The organism is Ramlibacter ginsenosidimutans, assembly GCF_016654015.1.
Lineage (GTDB): Bacteria > Pseudomonadota > Gammaproteobacteria > Burkholderiales > Burkholderiaceae_C > Ramlibacter > Ramlibacter ginsenosidimutans.
Genome location: NZ_JAEPWM010000008.1, coordinates 49,875 through 63,635, shown reverse-complemented (window position 1 = coordinate 63,635; position 13,761 = coordinate 49,875). Strand labels below are relative to the sequence as shown.

Below are 13,761 nucleotides of genomic sequence, written 5' to 3'. Positions count from 1 at the left end.
TCGTAACTTGGCTGGTATTGCATCCGACGAGGTCACCATGCCAGCCCCGAAACTGCGTTCCACGGCCGTGGCCCTGCTGCTGCTGGGCCCCCTCGCGGCGAGCTTCGTCGCGACCACCACGCCTGCAATCGCCGCGCCCGCGCAGCCCGCCATCGGCACCATGTCCATCAATTCGGATGCCGGCCTCGCACCCGGCGCCAGGCTGCGCGTGCAGGTCTCGGCGACGCCGGATGCCCGCAGCGCAACCCTCTCGCTCGGCGAAGGCGGCGTCACCGTGCCGCTGCACCAGGACGCACCGGGGAAATACACCGGCAGCTACGTCGTGCGCGAGGGCGACCGCATCGATCCGATGCAGCGAATGACCGCGCGCCTGGCGTTCGGCGAACACACGTACACGCGGCAGTTCAATTTTCCGCCCGGGTTCCAGGCGCTCGCGATGGGCAGCGCACCGCCCCAGCAGGCGCGCTCGATGGGCAACGCACCGCCCCAGCAGTCCCTGGCGATCGAGCACTTCGTGATGCGCTCCGTCCGTGGACTCGAGCCCGGCAGCGAACTTCACTTCCGCCTGACCGGCGCCCCGGGCGCCTCCGCCTGGGTCCACATCCCGGGCGTCGTGCAGAGAGTGGACCTGGTGGAGACGCGGCCCGGGCTCTACGAAGGCAGCTACACCGTCAGGCGACGCGACGATCCGGACGGCTTCCGCGTGGCCGTCGCCACGCTGGAGCACGAGGGACAACACGCGAACGCCCGCATCGCCTTCGAATCCCGCGGGCGGGTGGTGCAGGAACGGCGCGAGGAGGCCGACGCGCGCCCCGCGGCGGCAGGCCCGCTGCCACTGCAGGTCACCAGCTACCAGGACAACGCGGTGATCGACGCCGACGGCGATCTCTCGGTGCGAGGACACACCGCGCCCTTCGCCAACGTGCGCGTGCTGGTGGACGCCGTCGCGATGGGCGCACGGCAGACGGTCGCGGACCAGTCGGTCCAGGCCGACCGCAACGGTCGGTTCAGCGTCGTCGTGGACCCGCGCGTGCAGCCTGCGCCCGGGTTGCGGTTCGAACTGCGCGTGCTCGCCACCAACGGCAGCCAGTCGGCGGAAGAGCGGCTGACCCTGCTGCAGCGACGCGGCTGAAACCACGCTGCCCCTCCAGGCCTCGCTGCGGCAGGGCTTTCCCCGCTCGTACGCCAACTCCTTCACGCTCCCCACCCATGGGTGGGACGAGCGGTGGCTGCGGGTGGCGCCAGCGGCCTTGGCGATCTGCACCGGCTGACGGACACTTCTCGAAACAAGTTGGGGAGTGCAGGCAGCAGGAGCCAGCAAGTTTGGGGAATCTGGGACTCGGCGCTTCGGTGCCGGCCAAGGGTGTCGTTGGGGAAGGTCTCGAGTGCAAGCGAGGCCATTGAGGGGAAAGCCCCGCGCAAGCCGCGGGGCTCTTTTTTTGGCGCTTCCGAAACGGCGCCGACTGCTTCCGGGGGTCTCATCCTGCAGTGCGCCCACACGCGCCGCGCTGCCTGTGCGCGACCGCCTTGATGTTTGTCCTTTGACAAGCGCGAACGCAGCCAATTTTTTTCGCGGCGCAAGTGTGCAGTAGGCGGCACCCCCCTTGTGGGCTCTTGCACGCGGGCGGAATAATTGCCCGAAACGGGAGCCCGCCATGCGATTCACGGCTTGCGACTGCGGAGTGCCGCACTACGGACGCGCACAGCGCGCCTGGTGGATGAAGCTGCTGTGGACGCGCCGCCTGTACCACTGTGCGAGCTGCGGCCAGTTCATGCTGTTATCGCCGGGCGCCATTGCTGAACGGCTCGCCCAGCGCGACCGCAAGTCCGCACGCCGTTCCCGGCCTGCGGAAGTGGCAGTGGAAGGGCCCTGAACAGTGGCACGGACCCTGCTGTCCACGAGAACCCGCCGGCCGGCGGGTTTCTTTTTCTTCCCGACAACGCCTGGTTGCGCGCCGCGACTGCCCCCATGAGCGCACGACTGGTGGTGGACGCCCAAGCCCGCCTCGGCGAATGCGCGCTCTGGTGCGAGCGCACGGGCAGCCTCTGGTGGACCGACATCGAAGCATGCACGCTGGGCCGCTGGCACGCGGCGGACCGCGGCGTGCAGCACTGGACGCTGCCGCGCCGCGTCGGCAGCTTCGCCTTGTGCGCGCACGATGCCCGCCTGCTGGTCGCGCTCGCCGATGGCATCGCGCTGTTCGATCCCGCGACCGGGCAAGTGACGGACTTCCGCCCGCTGGACCTGCCGCAGCAACGCGGCATCCGGATCAACGACGGGCGCTGCGACCGTGAGGGCCGCTTCGTCTTCGGCCTGTTCAACACCGCCGGCGCCCGCGTGGGTCCCTTCTACCGCGTCGACGCCGGGCTGCGCATCGAGCGGCTGCCGCTGCCCCTGGCGACCGTGGCCAACAGCATCGCCTTCAGTCCCGACGGCCGCACGCTGTACTTCGCGGACTCGCCGACGCGCACGATCCACCGCGTCGACTACCGGCGCGATGGGAGCATCGGCACGCCCAGTGTCTTCGTGCGGGTGCCGGCGAGCGAGGGCTACCCCGATGGCGCGACGGTCGACGCGGAGGGCGGCCTGTGGAGCGCGCAATGGGACGGCAGCTGCATCGTGCGCTACGACGCCGACGGGAACGAGAGCGCGCGCATCGCCCTGCCCGTCTCGCGGCCCACCTGCCCTGCTTTCGGCGGCCCACTGCTGCGCGACCTGGTCCTCACGAGCGCGCGGATCGGACTGGATGCGGCGCAGCTCGTGCGCGAACCGCAGGCTGGCGGTATCTTCGCCTGCGAGCCCGGCTGGACCGGGCTGCCCGAACCGCGCTTCGTGCTCGCCCGCTGAGCGCAGCGCGCCCGCCTACGCCCGCCGCATGAAGCCGGCGAAGAAAGCGGCCAGCTCCCGGTACGCTTCCAGCGGCAGCACGTGCGCGATGTACTGGTCCGGCCGCACCACGACCAGCGCGCCCTGCGTGCGGTCGACGCCGCGCAGCGCGAAGATGTCCGGCCCGTTCTTCACGACCGAGGAGAACACCTTCTCGTAATCGCGCAGCCCGTGGCGGCCCTTGCGGGGCAACAGCAGCTCGGGCATGGACTCGATCGCAAGCGCGCGATGGTCCTGCTGGAAGATGGCGCGCAGGTCGAACACGGCGTCCGGGTCCTGGCCCGCGCGGGTGAACTGGCGCAGCGGGGAATCCGGCGCATCCTGCAGGAACGCGCATAGCGCGCGCACCCCGCGCGTGGCATCCGCGCCATCGTGCGCGCCTGCGAAAGCGTACAGGCGCCAGCGTCCGTCGGCACGTGCGACGTGTCCCAGTTGCACGGGCCGGGCATCCGTGATGCGCAGCACGGGCGCCGAATGGAAGCGCCGGCCGATCTCGAAGCCCGTGGCCAGCCGCTGGTGCGTGGCTTCGCCCTGGATGATGGAGGGGCGGTACTGCGTGCCCATGCCCGCGGTGAAGCGGCCGTGCTGTTCGAAGTAGCGCTGGAACTCCTTCGGGTCCACGCCTTCCGCTGCGCCGCCGTCCGCCTGCTTCGGGCGGTCGCTGAACATCTTCGCCCACTCGCGGTCGAAGTCGATCAGCTGCTGCGCGACCACCTGGCGCTCGGCCGAGTAGGTGTGCAGCAAGGCCGGCTGGCACTGGCCGCGCAGCACCGAGGCGAGCTTCCATCCCAGGTTGAACGTGTCCTGCATGGAGAAGTTCATGCCCTGTCCGGCCTTCGGGCTGTGCGTGTGGCAGGCGTCGCCGGCGATGAACACGCGCGGCTGCAGCGCCGTGCCCTTTTCGGCGTCGTCGTAGTGCGCGCAGATCCGCTGGCCGATCTCGTACACCGACCACCAGGGCACCTCCTTCACCTCCAGGCTGTAGGGATGCAGGATGCGCTGCGCCGTGGCGATGAGGTGTTCGAGGGTGATGCCGCGATTGGCGACCCGCTCTTCCTCGCCGAGCTTGTCCATCTCGACGTAGATGCGGCAGAGATAGCCGCCCTCGCGCGGGATGACCAGCAGGTTGCCGTGCTGCGATTGCACGGCGGACTTGTAGCGGATGTCCGGGAAGTCCGTCACCGCGAGCACGTCCATCACGCCCCAGGCCTGGTTGGCCGAGTCGCCGACCAGCTGGCGGCCCATGGCCTTGCGCACGGCACTGCGCGCGCCGTCGCAACCGACGACGTAGCGCGCGCGAACGGTTTCCACGCGGCCGGCATGCGCGGCGTCGGTGCGTTCGATGCGCACGGTCACGGGGTAGTCCGCGGCACCGTGCTCCACCGACACGTCGAGCACGCGGCGCGCATAGTGCGGCTGCAGCCGGCTCGGCGAGTTGCGCATCGCCTCGAGGTAGAAGTCATGCACGCGCGCCTGGTTCAACACCACGTGCGGGAACTCCGAAAGTCCGTCTTCCGTGTCCTGCACGCGGCCATGCCGCACGATGCTGCCGGGGTGCTTCTCGTCGGGCTTCCAGAAGGTCACCTCGTTGATCCAGCAGGCCTCCTTCAGCACCCGGTCGGCGAAGCCGAAGGCCTCGAACATCTCCATGGTCCGGCAGGCGATTCCGTCGGCCTGCCCCAGTTGCAGCGGGCCGTCCTTCTGCTCCACGATGCACGTGCGGATGTCGGGAAAGGCGGCGAGCTGCGCAGCGAGCGTGAGCCCCGCGGGCCCGCAGCCCACGATCAGGACATCGACCTGCTCCGGCACCGCATCCGCGTGCGGCAGCGCCAGTGGCGAAGCCTCCTGCAGCTCGGGATCGCCGGGCCTGAACCCATCGAGGTGGAATTGCATGTCGTCTCCTGTCGCTGGCACCTGCCGGCCTGGAAATGATAAGTATACATATCATCTCCGGGACGGACAAGCGGCCACGAGCGGGACGCAGCACTGGCAGGAAGCGGGCAAGCCGCACCTGCTGCTGGTGGGAAATCGCTGGCGGCGGGGCGGGCGCTACGCCGCGCGCTCAGGACTTGGGTGCGTTTTCCTCCGGCTGGTGGGGCACGGACGGCTGCGGCGGCGCAGCCTTCTTCTCGGCCTTCTCGGCCTTCTTGCGCTTCTTCTCCAGCTCGCGCTGGCGCTTCTCGAATCCGTAATTCGGTTTGGGCATAAATCCTCCTGGGCTGGGCTCCACTATGGCTCATGCGGTGGAGAAAACGCACCCCGGGCTGCGCCGGACGAAAAAAAAGACGCGGTGCGCAGCAGCGAACCGGATGACCCCCCAGTGTAGACTCCGCACGCCTTGTCCAGGACGACCGCCCCGCTCTCCGCTTCCCGCCTGCGCCTCGTTCCGCTCGTTGTCGCCTGCCCCATGTTCCTGCAGAACGTGGACGGCTCCGTCCTCGGGACGGCCCTGCCCGCCATCGCGCAGTCGCTGCACGCCGATGTCCTGCACCTGAACCTGGCGATCACCTCGTATCTCCTGAGCCTGGTGCTCTTCCTGCCCGCGAGTGCGTGGCTCGCCGATCGCTTCGGCGCGCGCCGCATCTTCTGCGCAGCCGTCCTGGTCTTCACGGCCGCCTCGGTGCTGTGCGGCGCGGCGACCTCGCTCGGGCAACTCGTCGCCTTCCGGCTGCTGCAGGGCGTCGGCGGCGCGATGATGGTCCCGGTGGGCCGGCTGATCCTGCTGCAGACCGTGCCGGCGGAACAGATGGTGCTGGCGATGGTCTGGTTCACGGTGCCGGGCGGCATCGGCCGGCTGCTGGGGCCCTTGCTGGGCGGATCGATCGTGACCGTCGCCTCGTGGCGCTGGATCTTCCTCGTGAACATTCCCTTCGGCCTGGCGAGCGTGCTGATGGCGCTGCGCGTGATCGATCCCGATCCGCCCCGCGCCGAAGGCGTGACCTCGGCGCCCGACGCGGTGGGGCTCGTCTTGCTGGCGGCAGCGCTGGCCGGCTTGCTGGGCGCGCTGGAGATGGCCGGCAAGGGCATGCTGCCGTGGCCCGCGGTCGTCGCACTCGCGGCGGTCGGCAGCGTGCGCTCTGGCTGTACCTGCGGCGCAGCGCCGCCCAGGACGAGCCCCTGATCGACTTTGGCATCCTGCGCTTCGCGACCTACCGGATCTCCGTCGTCGGAGGCATGCCCTTGCGCGTCGCGATCGGCGCCGCGCCCTTCCTGCTGCCGCTGCTGTTCCAGCTCGGTCTGGGGATGACGCCGCTGGCCGCGGGCTTGCTGATGCTTGCGTCGGCGCTCGGTGCGCTCGGCTCGCGCACGCTGGTCACGGCCGCCGTGGCTCGCTTCGGCTACCGCCAATTGCTGATCGTGGCCGCGCTGATCACGAGTTCGGCGCAGGCGCTCTATGCCTTGTTCACGCCGGGCACACCGCATCTGCTGATCGCAGCCGTGCTGCTCGTCTCCGGCGCATGCCACGCCGCCGTGCTGGTGATCCTCGCGACCATCGGCTACGGCGAGATTCCGCGCAAGCGCATGGGCCACGCGACGGCGCTCGCGACGATGGGACAGCAGTTCTCGGTCGCCCTGGGCGTGGCTCTGGCCGCTTCGCTGCTGGAAGCGATGCACGGACTGCATGCGCAGGGAGCCGCCCCGCTAGCCATCGCCGACTTCCGCGTCCCGCTGCTGGCGATGGCAGCGATGCCGTTCCTGTCCGTGCTGGCATTCGTCCGCCTCACGCGCGGCGATGCGCTTCACGCGGTGCATCCTCCGGCCTGAGGCAGCGCGCTCGCTGAGACAGCCCTTCGTAGGCTGGGGTGACGCAGGAACCCCAGCAACGGTGCGCACGTAGCTGGGGTTCGCTGCCGCTCACCGCCAGCCTACGAGTCCGGAGTGACAAGGCTGAGTCTTCTTCATCCTACGTCCCATGACGTGCGAGATCATGGTGCCCTACCCACTGGGGCGGCGACGCCGCGGCCGCACGGCGCGCACCGGCTCATCGCCGGCTCAGCCCGCGACCGGCCCCGGCACGAACACGTCGCTGAAGAAGTGGTGGGCGTCGAGGCCGCGCTCGGCGACGCACGCCTTGCGTACCGCAGCCACCATCGCGGGCGAGCCACAGCAGTAGACCTCGTGCCCCGCCAGGCTGGCGAAGCGCGTGCGCACCGCGTCGTCCACGCGCCCGTGGAAGCCGTCCAGGGCCTGCGCATCCGCCGCGTCTTCCAGCGCCGGCACGAACGCAAAGCCGGGGAACTGCTTGCGCCACTTCTCCACGGCGGAAAGAAGGTACAGGCCGTGCCGGTCGCGGCCGCCCCAGATCAAGGTGACCGGGCGCATCACCTTCTTCTTCACCATGTCGTCCAGCAGCGACTTCACTGGCGCGAAACCGGTGCCGCCTACCACGCAGACCATCGGCGCCGTCGATTCCTCCTTCAGCTCGAAGCTGCCATAGGGCAGTTCCACCTGCAGCGTGTCGCCCGTTTTCAGCTGCGGCACGATCTGCGTGAACTGGCCGCCCGCCACGTGCCGGATGTGCAGCTGCAGCGTGTCGCTCTCGTGCGGCGGGTTGGCCATCGAATAGGACCGGCGGCTGCCATCCGGCAGCATCACCTGCAGGTACTGGCCGGCCTTGAACTTCGCGCGCTGGCCCGCAGGCAGCCGCAGTTGCAGCACGCTGACGTCGGCGGCTGCGAGCGTATTGCGGAACACCTTGGCGCTGAAAGTCTTGCGCGAGTGCGGATCGAACCGATGCCAGGCTTCCGGCACGATCTCGAGGTCGGTCTGCGGCAGGCACTGGCAGTACAGGTGCTGCCCTGCGGGCTTCGCCTCGCTGGGCGGGCTCTGCACTTCGCCCGCGGCCACGCCGCCTGCGCAGTTGCCGCAGACGCCCTTGCGGCACGAATACGGCATCTCGATGCCGGCGGCCAGCGCCGCGTCGAGGATGTTCTGGCCGGCGGCGCACGGGAAATGCACGTCCGTTCCGGCGATGCGGATGTCGAAAGCCATGATGGGTGCGATCTCAGGAGGAAAGGCCGGCGACCAGACGCAGGCTGCGCAGCAGTGCATCCGGGCGGGCGGTGCCCGTGCCGGCGATGTCCATCGCGCAGCCGTGGCCGGTGCTGGCCAGCAGCACGTCGGCGCCGATGGACAGCGCACTGGCCGCTTGCGGCGCCAGCAGCTTCACCGGAATGTGGCCCTGGTCGTGGAGCATGGCGACGTACAGGTCGTGCCGGCGATCCGCCAGCAGCACGTCCGCGCCCTGCGGGCCGGTGACGTCCAGGCCCATGGCGCGCAGGCGCTCGGCTGCGGGCACCGTGCGCTCGGCGTCCTCGGGGCCGAACAGCCGGCCTTCGGACGCATGCGGATTGATGCCGAACAGCGCCACCGTCGGTTGCGCCACACCGAGCAACCGGCATCCGCGCACGCCGGCCTGCGTGGCCTCGACCACCAGCTCCGGTGTCAGGCGCGCGAGCGCCGTCGCGACGCTCTCGTGCAGCGTGACGTGCACGATGCGCAAGCCGCCGCCCACCAGCAGCAGGAAGACGCGGCCCTCGGGCTGGCCGCACACGCGGGCGACCAGCGACGGATAACCGCTGAAGGGAATGCCGGCCTGCGCGATGGCGGTCTCGTGATGCGGCCCGGCGACGACGGCGTCGAACTCGCCGGCCCGGGCGGCCTGCAGGGCTGCAGTGGCTGCGGCGACTGTGCTCGCGCCGGCCTCGGCGTTCACTTCGCCCCAGCGCAAGGCGTGGGCAGGAAGCTCGGCGCAAGCGCGCACCGCCAGCGAGGGCAGCAGCGCCTGCAGGCCGGTGCTGGCCGCGGCGCGTTCCAGCACGGCGGGCGCACCGAACACCGTGACCTGGATGCGCGCTTCGTCGCGCAATGCGGCCAGCGCCTTCAGCACGATTTCCGGCCCGATGCCGTTGGGGTCGCCGAGGGACAGTGCGATGCGGCGAGTCATGGGATCACCTTCATGCTAGGCATCCCGGTGGAGAGCGCCTGCTGGCGGCGGTGCGGCGCTCATAGGGGCAACGCCAGCAGCGTGTCGGTGACCGTGCTGTCGCACACGGCCACGCGCTCGGCGAGCAGCAGCTTGCCGCCGCTTTGCACGAAGCGGTCGCGGTATTCGCCGGTGGCGAACAGCGCAGTCTCGCCGGTGTGCATGATGCGCGCGACCATGAACGGCGTGCGTGCCACCGCGGCCTGGTCGTTCGCAGACTCGACCAGCGGAATACCCAGCAGGTGCCGATAGGCTTGCCGCTCGTAGATATTGGCCTGGCGCAGCGACGTTACACGGTCCTCGAGCATCGCCCGGCTGTCCGCATACACGATGCCCGCGGGCAGGCCTTCGCGCTCGTTCTCCACGTTGGTGATGCGGTAGTGGCAGTGCTCGGTGAAGAACGCGGGCCAGCTCTCCAGCGCATCGCTGTCGATGGCGCGTGCGTACGCGGCATTGAATGCGCACAGTTGCAGCAGATCGATCATGCTCAGGCTCCCATGTGCTGGCGATACGCCTTCCAGAAGCCGCGCACGGACGCTTCGGTCGCGCGTCCTTCGCTCGACTCGGTGCTGTCGCCGCCCATTTCGACCACGGCGCTGAGGTCTTCCGCGCCGGCGATGCCGCGCTGCACGAAGCCGCCGACGGCGCCGTCCTCCATGCTGATGAAGCCGGCCGGCCCCACCAGGTTCAGCTGCTTCAGGCGCGCGGTCCGCTGCTGAGGTGTGTCGCCCACGTAACCGAGGTAGGTCCAGTTCAATTCCGAGCGCGTCTCGCCACGCGGCACCACCTGCCGCACCGCGATGCAGTTCTTGATCTGCTGCAGCACGAAGCCGGGGAACACCGAGAGGATCTGCAGGGTGATGCCGTCGTCGAACTCGTCGAAGCCGGCCAGCACGGAGGTGTCCTTCAGCTGGTGGTCGGCATCCGAGCGCAGCCCCTGCTCCTTGTAGGAGGCGTCGGCCGCGGCCTTGTCGATCATCGAGTAGCTCACGTGGTTGCCGCCGCTCTCGTCGACGATCACGCCGCCCTTCTGCGACAGCCGATTGAGCTCGAAGGTGGTGAAGAACAGGTGCAGCAGGCTGGCGTGGTAGCTGTCACGCACGTTCTCGACGTACAGCTTCCAGTTGTTCGGCAGCGCCTGCGTGAAGCGGCCGATGACCTCCACCGGGCGGTTCATCACGCGTTCGATGCGCTGGCAGATCTCGTCGCCCAGGTATTCCTCGATGCCGGGCACGTCGTCGCTGAAGCTGCCGAACACCAGCCCGCAGTACACCGCGATGCGCAGCTTGCGCGGGCCGTGGTCCTGCTTGCAGAAGGACGCGGGCATGCCGCCCTGGCCTTTCACGCCCTTCTCGAAGGCGACCCCGGTCAGGTCGCCCTGCCGGTTGTAGCTCCACGCGTGGTACACGCACTGGAAGCTCTCGGCCTTGCCGCACTTGTCGAGCGCGATCAGGGCGCCGCGGTGGGCGCACCGGTTCTCGAACGCGTAGATCTCGCCGTCGGCGTCCCGGTCGACGATCACCGGCGTCTCGCCGACGAAGGTGGTGCGGTAGCTGCCCGCCTCGGGCAGCTCGGCTTCCAGGCACAGGTAGTTCCAGGTGGCGCCCCGGAAGATGCGCTCCTGCTCCTGCTGCGCCGTCTGCTTCCCGGAATACACCGCGTACGGAATGCGGGTGGTCCCGGCGCCGGGCCACTGGATCGTCTGCTCGCTCATGCTCACTCCACCGTGACGTTGGCCGCCTTGATCACCTTGCCCCACTTGGCCGTCTCCTCCTGGATGAACTTCGCGCTCTGCTGCGGAGTCCAGCCCGCGGGCGTGGCGCCCTGGTCGGCGAACTTCTTGCGGGTGTCCGCCTGATCGATGGCGGCGGAGAAGTTCCTGTAGGTCGTCTCGATGATGTCCTTGCGCGTGCCGGGTGGCGCGACCATGGCGAAGAAGGTCACGGCGACCATGCCGGGCAGGCCGGACTCGACGAAGGTCGGCACCTCCGGCAGCAGCGGCGAGCGCTTCTGGTCCGCGACGCCCAGGATGCGCAGCTTGCCGCCCTTGTGGTAGCCGACCGAGGAGCTCAGGTTGTCGAAGAACACGTCCACCTGGCCGCCCACGATGTCCACCAGCGCGGGCGCCGTGCCCTTGTACGGCACGTGGACCATCTCGGTCCCCGTGAGCTGCATGAACAGGTGCGCGGTGAGATGCGAAGTGGACCCGTTGCCCTGCGAGGCGTAGGTCACCTTGCCCGGGTGCGCCTTCACGTAGGCGATGAATTCGGCGAGGTTCTTCGCCGGGAAGTCCTTGCGCACGTCCAGCACGTTGGGCACCGTCGCGATGACGGTGACGGGCTCCCACTTGGAAGGGTCGAAGGACAGCTTCTTGTAGAGGTTCTGGTTGATCGCGATCGGGCCGGGCGGCGAGACCAGGAAGGTGGTGCCGTCCGCCTCCGCGTGCGCCACGTACTCGGCGCCGATGTTGCCCCCGGCGCCCGCGCGGTTCTCGACGATGATGCCGGCCGGGTACGCCGCATGGACCTTCTCCGCCAGGATGCGGGGCAGGATGTCGGCCGTGCCGCCCGCGGGGAAGGGCACGACGAGCTTGACGGTGGACTGGGGCTGCGCCCAGGCCGGCAGGCTGCGCGCCACGGCGGCCACGCCCGACAGTGCGAGCAGGCTGCGCCGCGTGATGGATGCTTGCATGGATGTCTCCGGATCGGTTTCTTGCGACGCGCCAGTGTGCGCGCCGCCGGCGCCCGGACCAAGCGAGAATTGCGCGATGCGCAAAAACTCCGCGCCAACCTTGCGCCAGGACAAGGACTTCGTCACGGCCTTGAGCAAGGGCCTGGACGTCCTCACCGCGTTCAACCGGCAGCATGCGAAGCTCACCCTGTCGGAGGTGGCGCGCCTCACCGGCAGCTCTCCGGCCTCGGCGCGGCGCTCCCTGGTGACGCTGCATGCACGTGGCTTTCTCGAGAGCGACGGCAAGCGGTTCTGGATGGCGCCGCGCGCCCTGCTCGTGGCGCACGCGTATCTCTCGTCACGACCCACTCCGCAACTCGCGCAGCCCTTGCTCGATGCGCTGGCGGAGCGCACCCGGCAGTCGGCATCGCTCGGCAAGCTGCTGGACGACGACGTGATCATCATCGCGCGCTCCACCGCGCGCCGATCGCTGTCCACGGGTCTCGGCATCGGTGCGCGGCTGCCGGGCTACTGTTCGGCGCTCGGCCGCGTGATGCTGGCGGCCTTGCCGCGCGCGGAGGCGACGCAGCGCGTGCGGGCCATGCATCGCGTGCCGCTCACGCCCAAGACGATCTACGAGGCCGACGCCGTGCTCGCCGAGCTGGAGCTTTGCCGACGCCGGGGCTGGGCGGCGGCGGACGGCGAGCTGGAGCTGGGCGTGCGTTCCCTCGCCGTGCCGGTGCACGAGCACGGTGGAGCGCTGGTCGGCGGACTCAGCATCTCAGTGCGTGCGGAGCGGATGACCATGGACGAATTCCGGGATCAGCTGCTGCCGGTGCTGCTGAAGGGACGGGACCAGCTGGCGGGGCGGCTGTTCGGGGAGTGAGCGAGGCTGGCGCCCCCGCCCTCTCCATCAGAGCGGCCTTCCTCCCCTTCCTGTCGACTCCTTGGGGTGTTCTCTCCAGCTCCCCGCCCTGTACTTGTCCATCGCGTCCTCGATGGCCTCGAGCGCCTGCAGAAAGGCCGCACTGATCGCCGTGGTGCTGACTTCGGTTCCGTCCGGGATGCGGCCAATGATTGCGGCAGCGATGGTTGCGGCCGCGCCAGCCAATGCTGGGTCGATCGGGAGTGACATGCGCTTCTCCAGGATGCAAGGGGACGGCATTGTCCTTCCTTCCGCCCTGTCGTGCATGACACGACGGTTCAATCCAGAGATTGGCTCGTGGACCTTTGCATCTGGCAGCGCGTGTTGGACTCAGTCGCGCGTACGCCGCGCGGCCTTCGGCGCCTTGGCCATCCGGTGGGCCGCCTGCACGAACGCCTCCTCCAGCTCCGCCGAGGCCGGCGTCGGCTGCGCGTCGGCCCAGCGCAGGATCGCGACGCGCGGCCCTTCGATCGCTTCGGCGATCGCGACCCGCTGCAGGCCGGTGGCCGCCACGCGGGCCTGGTGCACTTCCAGCGGCATGGCTGCCACCAGGTCCGTGTGCGTGGCGATGGTCTCCAGGCCGGTGAGCGTCTGGCAGGTCATCGCGCAACGCAGCTCGCCCAGGCGCGCCTGCCGGTACGCGCGCTGCAGCCCGCGTGTGACTGAGCTTTCCATGCTGGGCAGCAACCATTGCGCGTCGCGCAATTCCGCCAGCGACCTGGCCCGGGCCAATGGATGGCCCGGCCGCACCACCACGGCGACCGTCGTGGCGTACACGGGCCGCGCCGAGAACTCGGGTCCCAGCCGCTCGGCAGGCATCGACATGACCGCGAAATCAGGCTTGCCTTCGCGCAGGCCGCCGAGGTGGAACGCGGGGGGCACGATGGCCAGCTGCACGCCGGGCCAGGCGGCGCGGTAGGCGGGCAGCACCAGCGGCAGCAACGCGATGGTGGCGAAGTGCGAGAGCGCGAGCTCCAGGCGGCCTTCGCGCGCGCCGCGCCGCTGGCGCACGTCTTCGCCGGCCTGCCGCGCCTGCTCGCGGATCGCGCGTGCGCGCGGCAGCAGCCCATGACCATACTCGGTGGGCTGGATGCCGCGCAGCCCGCGCTCGAACAGTGTGACGCCCAGCGACTGCTCCAGCCGTCGCAGCTGCTTGCTCACCGCCGGTTGCGACACGCCCAGCCGCCGGGCCGCGGCCGTGACGCTGCCGGCGTCCGCAATCTCCGCGAGCAGCACGAGGGCCGCGGGATCGGGCAGCAGCGGGACGTCGGATGCCATAACCGGAAGGAATGT

Annotated in this window: 15 protein-coding genes; 6 read left to right on the top strand and 9 right to left on the bottom strand. The window is 69.6% G+C overall.

The window, feature by feature from the left end; genetic code table 11:
- The first annotated feature begins 37 nt into the window (after nucleotides 1-37).
- The 3 genes from JJB11_RS17940 to JJB11_RS17930 all read left to right on the top strand — a co-directional run bounded on the left by JJB11_RS17940 (nucleotide 38) and on the right by JJB11_RS17930 (nucleotide 2,848).
- On the top strand, nucleotides 38-1,132 hold the full coding sequence (locus tag JJB11_RS17940) for a hypothetical protein (RefSeq protein WP_201174496.1): 1,095 nt from the start codon (nucleotides 38-40) through the stop codon (nucleotides 1,130-1,132).
- 523 nt (nucleotides 1,133-1,655) lie between these two features.
- Nucleotides 1,656-1,874 carry a hypothetical protein gene (locus tag JJB11_RS17935; protein WP_201174495.1) on the top strand — a complete coding sequence of 73 codons (219 nt, stop codon included), beginning with the start codon at nucleotides 1,656-1,658 and terminating at the stop codon, nucleotides 1,872-1,874.
- 95 nt (nucleotides 1,875-1,969) lie between these two features.
- Nucleotides 1,970-2,848, top strand: a complete 879-nt coding sequence (locus JJB11_RS17930) for an SMP-30/gluconolactonase/LRE family protein (RefSeq protein WP_201174493.1) — start codon at nucleotides 1,970-1,972, stop codon at nucleotides 2,846-2,848.
- A 15-nt stretch (nucleotides 2,849-2,863) separates the two neighbouring features.
- On the opposite strand, the gene JJB11_RS17925 is transcribed toward JJB11_RS17930, so the two are convergent.
- Both JJB11_RS17925 and JJB11_RS17920 read right to left on the bottom strand, forming a co-directional pair.
- The gene (locus JJB11_RS17925; RefSeq protein WP_201174491.1) at nucleotides 2,864-4,780 is read right to left on the bottom strand and encodes an FAD-binding monooxygenase; all 1,917 of its coding nucleotides are present in this window, start codon (nucleotides 4,778-4,780) and stop codon (nucleotides 2,864-2,866) included.
- A gap of 169 nt (nucleotides 4,781-4,949) precedes the next feature.
- On the bottom strand, nucleotides 4,950-5,093 hold the full coding sequence (locus JJB11_RS17920; protein ID WP_201174489.1) for a hypothetical protein: 144 nt from the start codon (nucleotides 5,091-5,093) through the stop codon (nucleotides 4,950-4,952).
- 201 nt (nucleotides 5,094-5,294) lie between these two features.
- Here JJB11_RS17920 and JJB11_RS17915 point away from each other — a divergent pair, with 201 nt between their 5' ends.
- Both JJB11_RS17915 and JJB11_RS17910 read left to right on the top strand, forming a co-directional pair.
- Nucleotides 5,295-6,008 carry an MFS transporter gene (locus JJB11_RS17915; protein ID WP_201174487.1) on the top strand — a complete coding sequence of 238 codons (714 nt, stop codon included), beginning with the start codon at nucleotides 5,295-5,297 and terminating at the stop codon, nucleotides 6,006-6,008.
- Nucleotides 5,921-6,652, top strand: a complete 732-nt coding sequence (locus JJB11_RS17910; protein WP_201174485.1) for an MFS transporter — start codon at nucleotides 5,921-5,923, stop codon at nucleotides 6,650-6,652. The genes JJB11_RS17915 and JJB11_RS17910 overlap by 88 nt, the downstream gene beginning before the upstream one ends.
- A 228-nt stretch (nucleotides 6,653-6,880) precedes the next feature.
- Here the strand turns inward: JJB11_RS17910 and JJB11_RS17905 are convergent, their stop codons facing one another.
- Genes JJB11_RS17905 through JJB11_RS17885 form a run of 5 tightly spaced genes read right to left on the bottom strand, consistent with a single transcriptional unit; the run spans nucleotide 6,881 to nucleotide 11,564 of the window.
- Nucleotides 6,881-7,879, bottom strand: a complete 999-nt coding sequence (locus JJB11_RS17905; RefSeq protein ID WP_201174478.1) for a 2Fe-2S iron-sulfur cluster-binding protein — start codon at nucleotides 7,877-7,879, stop codon at nucleotides 6,881-6,883.
- A gap of 13 nt (nucleotides 7,880-7,892) precedes the next feature.
- Nucleotides 7,893-8,834 carry a PdxA family dehydrogenase gene (locus JJB11_RS17900; protein ID WP_201174476.1) on the bottom strand — a complete coding sequence of 314 codons (942 nt, stop codon included), beginning with the start codon at nucleotides 8,832-8,834 and terminating at the stop codon, nucleotides 7,893-7,895.
- Nucleotides 8,835-8,893: 59 nt separating this feature from the next.
- Nucleotides 8,894-9,358, bottom strand: coding sequence for an aromatic-ring-hydroxylating dioxygenase subunit beta (locus JJB11_RS17895; RefSeq protein ID WP_201174473.1), 465 nt, complete (start codon nucleotides 9,356-9,358; stop codon nucleotides 8,894-8,896).
- A gap of 2 nt (nucleotides 9,359-9,360) precedes the next feature.
- A complete protein-coding gene (locus JJB11_RS17890; protein ID WP_201174472.1) occupies nucleotides 9,361-10,587 on the bottom strand; it encodes an aromatic ring-hydroxylating dioxygenase subunit alpha in 1,227 nt (408 codons plus the stop codon).
- Between the two features lie 2 nt (nucleotides 10,588-10,589).
- The gene (locus tag JJB11_RS17885) at nucleotides 10,590-11,564 is read right to left on the bottom strand and encodes a Bug family tripartite tricarboxylate transporter substrate binding protein (protein WP_201174471.1); all 975 of its coding nucleotides are present in this window, start codon (nucleotides 11,562-11,564) and stop codon (nucleotides 10,590-10,592) included.
- Nucleotides 11,565-11,640: 76 nt separating this feature from the next.
- On the opposite strand from JJB11_RS17885, the gene JJB11_RS17880 reads away from it, so the two are divergent.
- Nucleotides 11,641-12,429: an IclR family transcriptional regulator domain-containing protein gene (locus tag JJB11_RS17880; RefSeq protein WP_201174469.1), complete on the top strand. Its 789-nt coding sequence runs from the start codon at nucleotides 11,641-11,643 to the stop codon at nucleotides 12,427-12,429.
- Nucleotides 12,430-12,456: 27 nt separating this feature from the next.
- Here the strand turns inward: JJB11_RS17880 and JJB11_RS17875 are convergent, their stop codons facing one another.
- Both JJB11_RS17875 and JJB11_RS17870 read right to left on the bottom strand, forming a co-directional pair.
- Nucleotides 12,457-12,678 (bottom strand): hypothetical protein, encoded by a 222-nt coding sequence (locus JJB11_RS17875; RefSeq protein ID WP_201174468.1) that lies wholly within the window; start codon nucleotides 12,676-12,678, stop codon nucleotides 12,457-12,459.
- 120 nt (nucleotides 12,679-12,798) lie between these two features.
- A complete protein-coding gene (locus JJB11_RS17870) occupies nucleotides 12,799-13,746 on the bottom strand; it encodes a LysR family transcriptional regulator (RefSeq protein ID WP_201174466.1) in 948 nt (315 codons plus the stop codon).
- Between the last annotated feature and the right edge of the window lie 15 nt (nucleotides 13,747-13,761).

What these genes read in the sequence shown, in the direction of transcription:
- JJB11_RS17925 (WP_201174491.1), bottom strand. Translation starts at nt 4,780, where the DNA reads ATGCAATTCCACCTCGATGGGTTCAGGCCCGGCGATCCCGAGCTGCAG.
- JJB11_RS17935 (WP_201174495.1), top strand. Translation starts at nt 1,656, where the DNA reads ATGCGATTCACGGCTTGCGACTGCGGAGTGCCGCACTACGGACGCGCA.
- JJB11_RS17900 (WP_201174476.1), bottom strand. Translation starts at nt 8,834, where the DNA reads ATGACTCGCCGCATCGCACTGTCCCTCGGCGACCCCAACGGCATCGGG.
- JJB11_RS17915 (WP_201174487.1), top strand. Translation starts at nt 5,295, where the DNA reads ATGTTCCTGCAGAACGTGGACGGCTCCGTCCTCGGGACGGCCCTGCCC.
- JJB11_RS17920 (WP_201174489.1), bottom strand. Translation starts at nt 5,093, where the DNA reads ATGCCCAAACCGAATTACGGATTCGAGAAGCGCCAGCGCGAGCTGGAG.
- JJB11_RS17875 (WP_201174468.1), bottom strand. Translation starts at nt 12,678, where the DNA reads ATGTCACTCCCGATCGACCCAGCATTGGCTGGCGCGGCCGCAACCATC.
- JJB11_RS17905 (WP_201174478.1), bottom strand. Translation starts at nt 7,879, where the DNA reads ATGGCTTTCGACATCCGCATCGCCGGAACGGACGTGCATTTCCCGTGC.
- JJB11_RS17870 (WP_201174466.1), bottom strand. Translation starts at nt 13,746, where the DNA reads ATGGCATCCGACGTCCCGCTGCTGCCCGATCCCGCGGCCCTCGTGCTG.
- JJB11_RS17895 (WP_201174473.1), bottom strand. Translation starts at nt 9,358, where the DNA reads ATGATCGATCTGCTGCAACTGTGCGCATTCAATGCCGCGTACGCACGC.
- JJB11_RS17940 (WP_201174496.1), top strand. Translation starts at nt 38, where the DNA reads ATGCCAGCCCCGAAACTGCGTTCCACGGCCGTGGCCCTGCTGCTGCTG.
- JJB11_RS17880 (WP_201174469.1), top strand. Translation starts at nt 11,641, where the DNA reads ATGCGCAAAAACTCCGCGCCAACCTTGCGCCAGGACAAGGACTTCGTC.
- JJB11_RS17885 (WP_201174471.1), bottom strand. Translation starts at nt 11,564, where the DNA reads ATGCAAGCATCCATCACGCGGCGCAGCCTGCTCGCACTGTCGGGCGTG.
- JJB11_RS17890 (WP_201174472.1), bottom strand. Translation starts at nt 10,587, where the DNA reads ATGAGCGAGCAGACGATCCAGTGGCCCGGCGCCGGGACCACCCGCATT.
- JJB11_RS17930 (WP_201174493.1), top strand. Translation starts at nt 1,970, where the DNA reads ATGAGCGCACGACTGGTGGTGGACGCCCAAGCCCGCCTCGGCGAATGC.